This is a genomic window from Nonomuraea phyllanthi, assembly GCF_006334985.2.
Classification (GTDB): Bacteria; Actinomycetota; Actinomycetes; order Streptosporangiales; family Streptosporangiaceae; genus Nonomuraea; species Nonomuraea phyllanthi.
The window spans coordinates 479,920-491,294 of record NZ_VDLX02000001.1 but is presented as its reverse complement, the minus strand read 5'-3'; the positions used below and the strand labels follow the sequence as shown (position 1 = coordinate 491,294).

The 11,375-nt window shown below is 74.3% G+C and carries 13 protein-coding genes; 10 read left to right on the top strand and 3 right to left on the bottom strand.

The features are described from left to right. Nucleotides 1-9: 9 nt before the first annotated feature. Nucleotides 10-996: a cytochrome c oxidase subunit II gene (gene coxB, locus FH608_RS02310; RefSeq protein WP_193318190.1), complete on the bottom strand. Its 987-nt coding sequence runs from the start codon at nt 994-996 to the stop codon at nt 10-12. A gap of 151 nt (nt 997-1,147) precedes the next feature. Here coxB and FH608_RS02305 point away from each other — a divergent pair, with 151 nt between their 5' ends. From FH608_RS02305 to FH608_RS02290, 4 genes are read left to right on the top strand one after another with little or no spacing between them, the layout of a single operon-like run. Further along, nucleotides 1,148-3,202, top strand: coding sequence for a cytochrome c-type biogenesis CcmF C-terminal domain-containing protein (locus FH608_RS02305; RefSeq protein ID WP_193318189.1), 2,055 nt, complete (start codon nt 1,148-1,150; stop codon nt 3,200-3,202). Further along, nucleotides 3,199-3,714: a TlpA family protein disulfide reductase gene (locus FH608_RS02300; RefSeq protein ID WP_139628094.1), complete on the top strand. Its 516-nt coding sequence runs from the start codon at nt 3,199-3,201 to the stop codon at nt 3,712-3,714. The genes FH608_RS02305 and FH608_RS02300 overlap by 4 nt, the downstream gene beginning before the upstream one ends. Next, entirely contained in the window at nt 3,711-4,703 is a 993-nt protein-coding gene (locus FH608_RS02295; protein ID WP_139628093.1) for a cytochrome c-type biogenesis protein CcmH, read from the top strand. The genes FH608_RS02300 and FH608_RS02295 overlap by 4 nt, the downstream gene beginning before the upstream one ends. Before the next feature lie 33 nt (nt 4,704-4,736). Continuing rightward, nucleotides 4,737-5,114: a hypothetical protein gene (locus FH608_RS02290; RefSeq protein ID WP_139628092.1), complete on the top strand. Its 378-nt coding sequence runs from the start codon at nt 4,737-4,739 to the stop codon at nt 5,112-5,114. 41 nt (nt 5,115-5,155) lie between these two features. On the opposite strand, the gene FH608_RS02285 is transcribed toward FH608_RS02290, so the two are convergent. Together FH608_RS02285 and FH608_RS02280 are read right to left on the bottom strand one after the other, a co-directional pair. Continuing rightward, nucleotides 5,156-5,647, bottom strand: a complete 492-nt coding sequence (locus FH608_RS02285) for a MarR family winged helix-turn-helix transcriptional regulator (protein WP_139628091.1) — start codon at nt 5,645-5,647, stop codon at nt 5,156-5,158. Nucleotides 5,648-5,672: 25 nt separating this feature from the next. Beyond that, on the bottom strand, nt 5,673-6,368 hold the full coding sequence (locus FH608_RS02280) for a DUF4142 domain-containing protein (protein WP_139628090.1): 696 nt from the start codon (nt 6,366-6,368) through the stop codon (nt 5,673-5,675). A gap of 196 nt (nt 6,369-6,564) precedes the next feature. Here FH608_RS02280 and FH608_RS02275 point away from each other — a divergent pair, with 196 nt between their 5' ends. The 6 genes from FH608_RS02275 to egtB all read left to right on the top strand — a co-directional run bounded on the left by FH608_RS02275 (nt 6,565) and on the right by egtB (nt 11,375). After that, a complete protein-coding gene (locus FH608_RS02275; protein WP_139628089.1) occupies nt 6,565-7,068 on the top strand; it encodes a hypothetical protein in 504 nt (167 codons plus the stop codon). A 77-nt stretch (nt 7,069-7,145) separates the two neighbouring features. Further along, complete coding sequence (locus FH608_RS02270) at nt 7,146-7,418, top strand: DUF3040 domain-containing protein (RefSeq protein WP_139628088.1); 273 nt, start codon at nt 7,146-7,148, stop codon at nt 7,416-7,418. Nucleotides 7,419-7,588: 170 nt separating this feature from the next. Continuing rightward, the gene (locus tag FH608_RS02265) at nt 7,589-8,227 is read left to right on the top strand and encodes an RNA polymerase sigma factor (protein WP_226898871.1); all 639 of its coding nucleotides are present in this window, start codon (nt 7,589-7,591) and stop codon (nt 8,225-8,227) included. 80 nt (nt 8,228-8,307) lie between these two features. Beyond that, nucleotides 8,308-8,547 (top strand): anti-sigma factor family protein, encoded by a 240-nt coding sequence (locus FH608_RS02260; RefSeq protein ID WP_139628087.1) that lies wholly within the window; start codon nt 8,308-8,310, stop codon nt 8,545-8,547. Between the two features lie 198 nt (nt 8,548-8,745). Continuing rightward, entirely contained in the window at nt 8,746-10,086 is a 1,341-nt protein-coding gene (gene egtA / locus FH608_RS02255; RefSeq protein WP_139628086.1) for an ergothioneine biosynthesis glutamate--cysteine ligase EgtA, read from the top strand. Next, a complete protein-coding gene (egtB, locus tag FH608_RS02250) occupies nt 10,083-11,375 on the top strand; it encodes an ergothioneine biosynthesis protein EgtB (RefSeq protein ID WP_139628085.1) in 1,293 nt (430 codons plus the stop codon). Before egtA ends, egtB begins: the two co-directional genes overlap by 4 nt.

Below are 11,375 nucleotides of genomic sequence, written 5' to 3'. Positions count from 1 at the left end.
GGGCGGCTCCTAACGCAGGGTTTCCAGGTAGGCGACGATCGCGTCCAGCTGCTCGGGCGAGAGCGGCTGCGGCGGCATGCGGTTGCCGGGCTTGTACGCCTGCGCGTTCTGGATCCAGCGGGCGAGGTTGGCGGGGGTGTTGGCGAGCGTGCCGGCGCCGAGGAACCTCCGGCCGGCCACGTGCGTCAGGTTCGGCCCCACCGTGCCCCGGGCGCTCGTGCCCGCGACGGTGTGGCAGGAGGCGCACGAGGCAGAGGTGAACGCCTGGCTGCCGCGCGTGCTCGCCGGGCGCGACTGGCCGGCCAGCCACGCCTGGAACGCCGCCGCCGGCTCCGCCACGACGTGCAGCGCCATGCGGCCGTGCTGGGCGCCGCAGTACTCGGCGCACTGGCCGCGGTAGACGCCCGCCCGGTTCGCGGTGAACCACAGGTGGGTGACCCGCCCGGCCACCAGGTCGGTCTTCACGGTCAGCTGCGGCACCCAGAAGCTGTGGTTGACGTCCGCCGTGCGCAGCCGCACGTGGATCGTGCGGCCCACCGGGACGTGGATCTCGTTCGCCGTCGTGAACGGCGAGCCCGGGTAGCGCACCTCCCACCACCACTGGTGTCCCGTCACCTCGACGTCCAGCTGGTCGGGATCGTGCGGGTCGTCGAACGCGCGCATGCCGTCCAGCCCGGCCACGTACACGAACGTCAGCACCGCCGCCGGGATCAGCACCCCGCACACCACCACGAACCGCCGGCCGGACCGGGTCGAAGGGCGCGCCTCGCGCCGCCGGTGCACCGCCCACAACACCAGCGCCGTGACGATCACGCACACGGCCGCGGCGATGCCGAACAGCAGCCACCACAGGCCGGCCACCCGCTCCGCGCCCGCGCCGCCCGGCGACAGCGGAGAAGGCGTGCTCGCCGTGCAGCCCGCCGTGAGGAGCAGGACGCAGGCCGCCGCAGGGAGCAGTGCACAGGCCGCGCCCGCGCGCCGAACCCCGCATGCCACCACGTGCCTCCCCGTCCCCCGAAGTCGCAGACTAAGCGGGACAACCCGCCCGACCCCGGCCGCCACGCCCATGACCTGGGGAAACTTGTCCAAAGGCGGGCGGGGCGGGATCCTGGCCTCCTGTGTGCCCCCGGGAGGCGACGGTGTCCGCGTGATCGGTTACCTCGGCACGGCGGCCCTGTGGGCGGGGCTCGCCGCGTCGCTCGCCGCCGCGCTCACCTGGCCGCGCGCGCGGTCGCGGCCCCTGGCCGCCCGCTGCACGGCCTGCGCGCTCGCCTGCGCGGCGCTGGCCTTCGTCCTGCTGGAGTCGGCGCTGGTCACGCACGACTTCCGGATCGGCTTCGTGGCCCGGCAGGGCGGGCGCGACGTGCCGCTGTACTACACGGTGACGAGCCTGTGGTCGGCGCTGGAGGGCTCCCTGGTCCTGTGGCTCCTCGTCCTCGCCGCCTTCGCCTTCGCCGCCGGCCGCCATCGCTCCCGGCGGGCGGCGACGGCCGGCGGGCACCACGGAACGGACCGGCTCCAGCGGATCGCCATGACCACGGTCATGCTGGTCTGCGCGGCGTTCTTCGCCCTCACCGCGCTGGCCGCCGACCCCTTCGCCGCCGCCGACCCCGTGCCCGCGGACGGGCCGGGCCCCGACCCGCTGCTGCGCGGCCACCCGCTGATGGGCGTGCACCCGCCGCTGCTCTACCTCGGGTACGCCGGCCTCATGGTGCCCTTCGGGTACGGCGTGGCCTGCCTGATCACGGGGCGCGTGGAGGTGGCGCGGATCCGCGCGTGGACGCTGGTCGCGTGGATCCCCCTGACCGCCGGGATCGTGCTGGGCGCCTGGTGGTCGTACGGCGTGCTCGGCTGGGGCGGCTACTGGGAATGGGACCCCGTCGAGAACGCGTCACTCATGCCCTGGCTGGTGGCCACCGCGGTGCTGCACGCCGCGCGGGCGCGCTCCCTGCGCGCGTGGACCGTGGCGCTGGCCGTGTCGGCGTTCCTGCTCGTGCTGCTCGGCACGTTCCTGACCCGCAGCGGGGCGGTGGCCAGCGTCCACTCCTTCACCCGGTCGGCGGCCGGGCCGGCGCTGCTCGGCGTGCTGACCGCCGCCCTCGTCACGGCCGCCGGCCTGATCGCCTGGCGCGTCCGGCGGCCCCCTTCCGATGCCCGCCCCGCCACGGCCCCCCTCCTGGGCAGCGGCCTCCTGACGGCCCTGGCCGGCACCGTGCTCCTCGGGACGCTCTTCCCGCTGGTCGCGGATCTGGTGCTGGGGGAGCGGGTGTCGGTGGGGGCGCCGTACTTCGACCGGATGGTCGTCCCGGGCCTGCTGGCCCTGCTCGCGCTGATGGGCGCGGCGTCGAGGCGCCGTCAGCGGCTCGCCCGGCCGGTCGCCGGTGCTGGGTCATCGGAGTGCGGTCGGGGGCTTGCCTGGCCGGTCGCGGCCGGTGCGGCGACGGTGGCCGGGCTCGGGTCCACCGGCCGGCACTCCGTCACGGCCCTCCTCGCCTTCGGGCTGGCGGCGTTCGAGCTGGCGGCGATCGCCGCCCGGCTGCTGGACCCGGCGGTCGGGCGGCGGCGCATGGGCGTGCTCACCGCCCACGCCGGCGTGGCCCTGGCCGCCGTCGCCGTGGCCGCCTCCTCCGGCTACGCCCAGCAGGCCCAGGGACGGGTACGGGTCGGGGAGTCGCTCCAGGTGGGCGGCTACGACGTACGGCTCGACGGCGTCGAACGGCAGGCCGCGGACGGAGCCATGACCGCCGCCGCCCGCGTCGTCGTCACCCGCCACGGTGCCGCCGTCGGCGTGCTGCGCCCGTCGCTGGCCTTCTACCCCGCCCGCGGCGGCTCCCCGGTCGCCCGGCCCGCCATCCGCGGCGGGCTGCTGTCCGACCTGTACGTGTCCGTGTCGGAGGTCGACCAGGACGGCGCCGCCGTGGCGCTGCGCGTCGCGGTCAACCCCCTGATGAGCCTGCTGTGGGCGAGCGGCGGCCTGATGGTCCTGGGCGGGCTGCTGACCCTGGCCCCCACCCGCCCGCGCACCTCGCCGGGTTCGGCCTTGTTGCCGACGCGGCCCCGCACGGCGCCGCAGCCGGCGTCCGGTCAGGGCCGCACCCCCTCAGAAGCACCGTGCGAGTCGGAGCCGTCGTCCGGGTCGGCGAATGCCCGCGCGTCCGAGGCCGGTGGAGCGTCCCGGCCGCGGAAGGCGCGCATGCCATGAGGCGCCCGCTGATGACCCTGGCCGCCCTCATGGCGGTGCCCGTGCTCCTGGCCGTACTCGTGCACGCCCTCGGCCCCGGCGGCAGAACTGACGCGGTGCCCGAGCGGCGCAGGCCTGACCTGTCCGGGCGCACGCTCGATGGGCGGGCGTTCGCGCTCGGCGAGCTGCGCGGCCATCCGGTGCTGGTCAGCGTGTGGGCGTCGTGGTGCGACCCGTGCCGTGCCGAGTTCCCGCTGCTGGCGGGCGCGGCACGCGAGCTGGACGGGGTGCGCTTCCTCGGCGTGGACCTGCGCGACGCCCCCGGCGCCGCTCGCGCGTTCCTGGCGGAGACCGGCGCCGCGTCGTTCCCCCACCTGGCCGACCCCGACGGGCGGCTGGCGCTGGAGTTGGGGGCACGGGGGGTTCCGGAGACGTTCCTGCTCGACCGGCAGGGCTTCATCGTGGACCGCCGCATCGGCGCGCTCACCCAGGACTGGATCGAGGGGCACGTGGTGCCGCTGCTCACGCCATGACCGCCAGGCTCGCCGCCCTCCTCCTGACCGTGCTCGCGGGGGTCGCCCTCTGGCGCTCCGCACTCGGCGAGCCCGGCCCGGCCGAACGGGTCCACGAGATCGCGGCCTCCCTACGCTGCCCGGACTGCCAGGGCGTCTCGGCGGCGGAGTCGTCCTCGCAGATGGCCCTGTCGGTCCGGGCGGAGATCGAACGCCGGCTGCGCGCCGGGCAGAGCGCCGACGCCATCCTCGACCACTTCAGGCAGCGTTACGGGGATTGGATCCGGCTCTCGCCGGGAGTGGACGGGTTGTCCGCGCTGCTGTGGATTCTTCCCGTGGCCGCGCTGGCAGCGGCCCTGTTGCCCGCTGTTCGGCGACGACGGGGCAGGGGGGCGTCGGCCGTGCTGCCCGCCGTCCCGCGACCGGGCAGGCGGGGGTTGCCCGCCATCCGACGGCGACCGGCAAGGCGGGCGCCCAACCCGCCGGATGCGGAGCATCCGCCCTCTGCGGGGCGGTCGCGGGCCGATGCCGTGCCCGCCGTCGTGCTGCTCCTCCTCGGGTCGGTGGCCGTCACGGGCGGGGCGGTGGCCGTGTGGGCGAGCGGGCGCATCCAGAACGCCCCTGTCGCGGAGGAGACTCGGGGCGGCGGTGGGGACGCGGCGGGCCGGGCTCGGGCGCTTGCCGCCGCCGGTGACCACGACGCGGCCGTACGGGCGTACCGCGAAGCCTTGAGACAGCACCCGGACGACCGCGCCGCCCGCTACCTGATGGCCTTCGAGCTGGTCAGGTCGGGCCGGGCGGCCGAGGCAGTGGCGCTGCTCGAACCCCTGCTCGCCACCCGCCCCCACGACCCCGACCTGCTGCTCGTCGTGGGCACGGCGGAGCTGACCACCGACCCCGCCCGAGGCCGCCGGACGCTGCGGCGGTTCCTGGCCGCCGCCCCGCCGGGACACGCGGCGGCGCCGAGGATCCGCGCCCTGCTGAGGAGTTCTCGCGACCTGCCCGGGTAGGCGTGACGTCCTCATGGAGAGAGGAGACATGTCATGAGTTCCCCCCAGCAGTTCGGCGACAGCGGCCTCGGTCAGGTGCGTACCGGCATGAAGGTCGTCGACGGCGACGGCAAGGAGATCGGGACGGTGGAGTCCGTGAAGATGGGCGACCCGCAGTCCGTGACCGACGAGGGCCAGACCTCCGACACCCCTCATGGGCTGGTGCGGACCGTGGCGGAGGTCTTCGGCGACGGCGAGCCGGACGTTCCTCCCGCGGTGGCGGCCCGGCTGCTGCGGACGGGTTTCGTCAAGGTGGACGCCCGCGGCCTGTTCGCCCGTGACTTCTACGTGGCCCCCGACCAGGTGGCAAAGGTCGAGGCGGACGTCGTGCACCTGGCGAAGGACGCCGGGGCGCTCGCCGAGGAGACATGATCGCACCGCCCTGCTGATCGCCGGGCGGATCTGAGCGCGACCTACGCGTCGGGCCAGCCGAGCGGGTAGCGCAGGTTCGGTGGCTCGCCGCCCGCCTGGTTGAAGGCGGTCATCGCGGAGATCAGCGCCCGGCACTGCTCGGGCGTCATGCCGGAGACGATGCCCGAGATCTCCTCACGGCGCCGGGCGGTCACCTCGTCCACCAGGCGCCGCCCCTCCGGGGTCAGCCGCATCAGGCTCTCGCGGCGGTTGTGCGGGTTGACCTCGCGGACGACCAGCCCCGCGGCGACCAGCCGGTCGGCCATCCGCATCGCGGTGCTGCTGTTGACCCCCAGCAGTTCGGCCATGGTGACGAGCTTCGTCTCGCCGTGCGCCGACAGCACGACCAGCATGCGGAACTGCGGGACCGTGACGCGGTCCTGCGCGGCGGCCAGCGAGCGGACGGCGATGGCCACCAGCAGTCGCGACCCGGTGAGGACGGCCGAGATGACGGCGTCGAGCTCCTCCTTGGTCACCCGGCCCCGTTCGTGCATGGTGACAGTTGTACACGCCTCCGGATCATTCGGGCGGGTCGGGGAAGCTCTCCGGCGTGGTGAGGCCCGTGCTCTCCAGGAGGCGCTGGTGGTTGAGCACCGCCGCGTTGGCCTGCTCGGAGAAGCGGCGGATCAGCGTGTTCTGCGTGCTGCCGCGCACCGCGCCGATCAGGCCGAAGATCTGCCCGTGGGCCAGGCGCAGCCATTTGACGTACGTGGCGTCGTACGAGGAGCCCTTCCTGCCGGAGATGTCGGCCATCCAGCCCTGCTGCTGTGCGGTGGCCTTGACCGGCAGCTGGACGTCCAGCTTGCCGGCCAGCTCGCGTACCTGCTCGTCCAGCGTGTGGTGCTGGGCCGAGATCTCCTTGCTGATCTGCCGGACGCGGGCGGTGCTGGCCCGCTGTGCCGCCTCCTGGGAGATGATCATCTCCCACAGGGTGGCGAGGCGTACCTTGCGCATCAGCTCCCTGTCGGCCTCCGACAGCGGCCCCCACTCGGTCTCCCAGGTGCCGCCGTCGGGATCCGCCTGCGCGGAAGCGGAGTCGGACGGCGTGGCGTCCACGGGCACGGTGTCGGTCGGCACGGTGTCGGCGGTGGGCAGGGAGCCGACGGCGACGGTGTCGGTGCTGGGCGTCGGCGTGTAACCGGCGCAGGCGGTGAGCGGGCAGAGCGCGGCGATGCCGCAAGCGACGAGAACGCGACGGCTCCGGTGGAGTCGCATACGCCGTCATCCCCTTCCGGGTCCTGGATGCGGTCGTGTGGCACCGGTCACCAAGGGATACGCCGGCGGGTGCCGGATCGTTCATCGCCCTGCGCGGGATGGCGCGGCCGTACAGGGTCGTGGGGGCGCATCACATGTTCGTTGCAGTGTGCAAGGGTGCTTGGTGATTCGCCTGGTTTGAGATGAGATGGGCTCCATGTCCTGGTGGCCGCGTCTCCTGTGGATCGCCGCCGTCGTCCTGGTGGCGCTCACCGCGGGCCTGACGTTCGCGCGCCTGCTCGAAATGCCGGTGGAGCTGGGTTACGACACCTCGATGTACGTGCGGCTCAACGACGCCCTCTATCCTCATCTCTCGTACGTGAGCGCGGCTGTGGAAGTGCTCGCCATGCTGGCCACGGCCGCGCTGGCGCTCGTGGAACGCGGCACCAAACGCTTCAGGCCGGCCCTGTCCGCCGCGGTGCTGATGGCCGGCGCGCTGGTGCTCTGGCTGGCGGTGGTGCGGCCCGCCAACGCCGTGTTCGCGACCTGGGCGCCGCAGTCGCTGCCGCCCCACTGGCACCAGTGGCGGCTGCGCTGGGAGATGGGCCAGGTCGGCAGCGTGGTCCTGTTGAGCGCCGCGTTCGTGCTGCTGCTCGTCGCCCTGACCGGGCCAGGCCGGCTGATCCGTACGTCGCCCGAACCCTCACCGCGCACCCGGTGAGTCTTGCATAATGCAAGGAATACGCGCGGCAGGGCGTGCGGCCGCTTGGGCAACGGCGATGGAACGAGGCGTGAGGCATGAGTCTTTCCCCCGAAGAGCGTCGCGCGCTCGAAGAGCTGGAGCGGCGCCTGATCGTGGAGGCCCCCGAGCTCGACGCGCTGCTCGCCGCCCCGGCCGACCGCGAGGCGCCGGGGGGCAGGTCCGTCCTCCAGGTGTGGTGCATGCTGGTGCTGCTGACCTGCGCCGTCTTCATGATGGGCGTGGTGGTGCTGCTGACCTCCGGCGGCACGGGGTGCTCGGGGCTGCGGGTCAGCTCGTGCGAGCAGCCTGTCAGCACCCGCGAGGGATAGTCCCGCGCCGGCCCGAATCCCCTGTCCCACAGGGGGTATCCGCGCTCCGGAGACTGAAGAAACGTCAGTGGGAATGATTACCGTGGAGGCGGTGTCGTTCCAGGCGCGAGCCAGGGCTCCGGCACGGTGCCACGGACAGGTCTCAGCGTTCGACCGGAGGGGAAGCGATCGTGGGGTCTTTCGCGGGCGGTGGGCTGCCCCCGGACGACGTCGTCGTCACGGCCCTGCGCGCCGGTGACGAGACGATGTTCGCGGCGCTGCTCGACACCTGGTCGGGGGGCATGCTGCGGGTGGCCAGATCCTACGTGTCCACCGACCACTCGGCGGAGGAGGTCGTCCAGGACACGTGGCTGGCGGTGATCGGCGGCATCGACGCGTTCGAGAGCCGCTCGTCGGTCAAGACGTGGGTCTACCGCATCCTCATCAACGCGGCGAAGAAGCGGGGCGCTCGCGAGAGCCGCACGCTGCCGTGGAGCTCGTTCGAGCACGACGGCGCCGCCGAGGAGGGCAGGGGGCTCGACGAGGTGCCGCCGGGCGGGCGGCAGGAGCCTCCCGTCGCCTGGCCGACGCCCGAGAGCGAGGCGCTCGCCTCCGAGGTGCGCGGGCTGATCGCCGAGGGGCTGGCCAGGCTGCCTCCCCGGCAGCGGACCGTGATCACCCTGCGCGACGTCGAGGGGTGCACGTCCGAGGAGGTGTGCGAGATCCTGGAGATCTCCGCGGCCAACCAGCGGGTGCTGCTGCATCGCGCCCGCACGGCGGTGCGCGGCTGGCTGGCCGACTACTTCGAGTCGGTCAAGCAGCCAGAATAGCTCGCGGGTCGCATCCGGCCGGGTGCGGCGCCCACAATATGTGAAACGGTTCATATCCAGAGAAAAGGGCGGTCGACGTCGTGAAGCGGTTCACCTGCGACGAACTGGCGGGGCTCGTGACCGCCTACCTTGAGGACGCCCTCGACCGGCCCGACCTCGATGGCGTGCGGACCCACCTGGCCACCTGCGAGGGCTGCGAGCGCTACGTCGAGCAGTTCCGCGCGACCGTCGTCGCCCTGGGCGACCCGCCGCCGGAGAAGCTGCCCGCCGACGTGCGCTCCCGGCTCATGTCCGCCTTCCGCGAGCGCCGCCGGTTATGAGCGCTGCCTGAGCGCTTCCGCTCCGCCCTGAGCCTCGTGCTGTGAGTTTCGGCGCTGCGCGTGCCTGCCTGCCTGCCGTGACCGCCCGCCTGCGCCGGGCCTCGGCGCCGCGACATCCGGATCATTGCCCAGAAATTACCTGTAACGCTGGCGCGTCTCGCGGGTCTGTAGACCTGTGCGCCACGCGAAGGGTAGACGATGATCGGCCTGACGTCCGAGGGCACGCCGCTGCGGAGCACCGCCGAGGTGGCGGAGTTCGCGCGCCGCTGCTTCGAGCCCGGCCTCCCCGGCGCCGCCGACCGGGTGGGCGTCGAGCTGGAGTTCCTGGTTTTCGACCGCGCGGCGCCGGCCGCGCACGTCCCGCTGGCCAGGGTCGAACGCGCCCTCGCCACGCTGCCGGGCGGCGATCTCACCACGCTGCCGGGCGGCAGCCGGGTGACGTTCGAGCCGGGCGGCCAGATCGAGCTGTCCGGCCCCGCGGCGCCGCTGCCCGACGCGCTGGCCCGGCTGGCCGCCGACGTGGCCGCCGTGCGCGCCGCGCTGCCGGCCGAGGGTCTGGTGCCGGCGGGGGTGGGCCTCGACCCGGTGCGACCGGCCCGCCGCCAGCTGCGCCTGCCCCGGTACGACGCGATGGCCGAGTTCCTGGGTGAGCCGTACGGCGCGCTGATGATGTGCTCCACCGCGTCCGTCCAGATCAACCTCGACCTGGGCACGCGGCCGGCGGTCCGCTGGGAGCGGGCGCACGCGCTCGGCCCCGTGCTGCTGGCCGCCTTCGCCAACTCGCCGCTGAGCGGCGGGCGGCCGTGCGGCTGGATGTCGGGCCGCCAGGCCGTCTGGCACCACCTCGACCGCACCAGGACCAGGCCCGTGCCCGCCTGGTCCGTGCCGTCCTGGCCCGGCCCTGCCTGGCCCGGCCCCGCCGACCTCGCTGCCCGCCCCTCCGGCCTGGCCGCCGGCCCGGCCGGTGATCCGGCCGGCGACTGGGCCGAATACCTGCTGGACGCCCGCCTCATGCTGGTGCGCGAGGGCGACGGGCACTGCCGCCCGGTCCGCGACGGCTCGACGTTCCGCGACTGGCTGGAGGGCGGCGGCGAGCGCCGGCCCACCGCCGAGGACCTGGCCTACCACGCCACGACGGTCTTCCCGCCGGTACGGCCCAGGGGCTGGCTGGAGATCCGCTACCTCGACGCCCAGCACCCCGCCGCCTGGCCGGTCTGCGTGGCCGTGACGCACGCCCTCGTCACCGACGACCGGGCCGCCGACGCCGCGCTCGCCGCCGTGGAGCCGTACCGGACGGGGTGGGAGGTGGCGGCGCGCTGCGGCCTCGGCGACCCGCGCCTGCGCCGGGCCGCCGAGGCGTGCTTCCGGGCGGCGCTGGAGGCGCTGCCCCGGCTCGGCGCCGGCCCCGGCCTGGCAGGCGAGGTGGCGGCCTTCGCCGACCGGCACGTGGCACCGGGCCGCTCTCCGGCGGCCGATCTGATGGACGCGGCGCCGGGACGGTCCGTCCCGGACTGGCTGAACGGGGAAGGACGGCAATGAACGACTTCAAGGAACGCATCGCGGCCGAGCTGCTCGCCGTGCGCGACCGGTCGCTGGCCTACACCGCGGCGGAGGACGACCTGCTGGTACGCCAGCACTCGCCGCTCATGTCGCCGCTGGTGTGGGACCTCGCGCACGTGGGCAACTACGAGGAGCTCTGGGTGCTGCGCGAGGCCGCCGGCATCGAGCCGCTGCGCCCCGAGATCGACGACATCTACGACGCGTTCAAGCACCCCAGGAAGGACCGCCCCACCCTGCCGCTCCTCGGCCCGGCCGAGGCCCGCCGCTACATCGAGGGCGTGCGCGGGCGCGTGCTCGACGTCCTCGACGCGATCGACCTCGACGGCCCCACCCCGCTGCACCGCGACGGCTTCGTGTTCGGGCTGGTGATCCAGCACGAGCACCAGCACGACGAGACCATGCTGGCCACCCTGCAGCTGTCCGGGCAGCCCGGCCTGGTGCGCGACGCCGACCTGCCGCCGGGCCGCGACCAGGGGCCGGAGGAGGTGTACGTGCCGGCGGGGCCGTTCACGATGGGCACCGCCACCCTGCCCTGGGCCTACGACAACGAACGGCCCGCCCACCAGGTGGACCTGCCCGGCTACTGGATCGACCGGCTCCCCGTCGGCAACCGCGCCTACGCCGCGTTCATCGAGGACGGCGGCTACGACGACCCGCGCTGGTGGGCGCCGGAGGGCTGGCAGTGGCGGCGGCGCAGCGGCACCGGCGCGCCGCTGTTCTGGGCCAAGGACGGCGACACGTGGTGGCGCATCCGCTTCGGCCGCACCGAGCCCGTCCCGATGGACGAGCCGGTCCAGCACGTGAGCTGGTACGAGGCCGACGCCTACGCCCGGTGGGCCGGCAAGCGGCTGCCCACCGAGGCCGAGTGGGAGAAGGCCTGCGGCTGGGACCCGGAGGCCCGTCGGGCCCGCCGCTACCCGTGGGGCGAGGAGGACCCGCGGCCCGGCCTGGCCAACCTCGGCCACCGCGCCGCCCGTCCCGCGCCGCTGGGCGCCTACCCCGCCGGGGCCAGCGCGTACGGGGCCGAGCAGATGGTGGGAGACGTCTGGGAGTGGACGGACTCCTGGTTCCAGCCCTATCCGGGATTCCGCAGCTTCCCGTACAAGGAGTACAGCGAGGTGTTCTTCGGCCACGAATACCGGGTGCTGCGCGGCGGCTCCTGGGCGGCCGACCCGGCGGCGGTGCGGACCACGTTCAGGAACTGGGACTACCCGATCCGCCGGCAGATCTTCACCGGGTTCCGGTGCGCGCGTACGGAGCTGGTCTGA

Coding starts and splice junctions, on each gene's coding strand:
- FH608_RS02290 (WP_139628092.1), top strand. CDS start 4,737: ATGAGTTCCCCCCAGCAGTTCGGCGACAGCGGCCTCGGTCAGGTGCGT.
- egtA (WP_139628086.1), top strand. CDS start 8,746: ATGATCGGCCTGACGTCCGAGGGCACGCCGCTGCGGAGCACCGCCGAG.
- FH608_RS02280 (WP_139628090.1), bottom strand. CDS start 6,368: ATGCGACTCCACCGGAGCCGTCGCGTTCTCGTCGCTTGCGGCATCGCC.
- FH608_RS02295 (WP_139628093.1), top strand. CDS start 3,711: ATGACCGCCAGGCTCGCCGCCCTCCTCCTGACCGTGCTCGCGGGGGTC.
- FH608_RS02270 (WP_139628088.1), top strand. CDS start 7,146: ATGAGTCTTTCCCCCGAAGAGCGTCGCGCGCTCGAAGAGCTGGAGCGG.
- FH608_RS02275 (WP_139628089.1), top strand. CDS start 6,565: ATGTCCTGGTGGCCGCGTCTCCTGTGGATCGCCGCCGTCGTCCTGGTG.
- FH608_RS02300 (WP_139628094.1), top strand. CDS start 3,199: ATGAGGCGCCCGCTGATGACCCTGGCCGCCCTCATGGCGGTGCCCGTG.
- FH608_RS02285 (WP_139628091.1), bottom strand. CDS start 5,647: ATGCACGAACGGGGCCGGGTGACCAAGGAGGAGCTCGACGCCGTCATC.
- egtB (WP_139628085.1), top strand. CDS start 10,083: ATGAACGACTTCAAGGAACGCATCGCGGCCGAGCTGCTCGCCGTGCGC.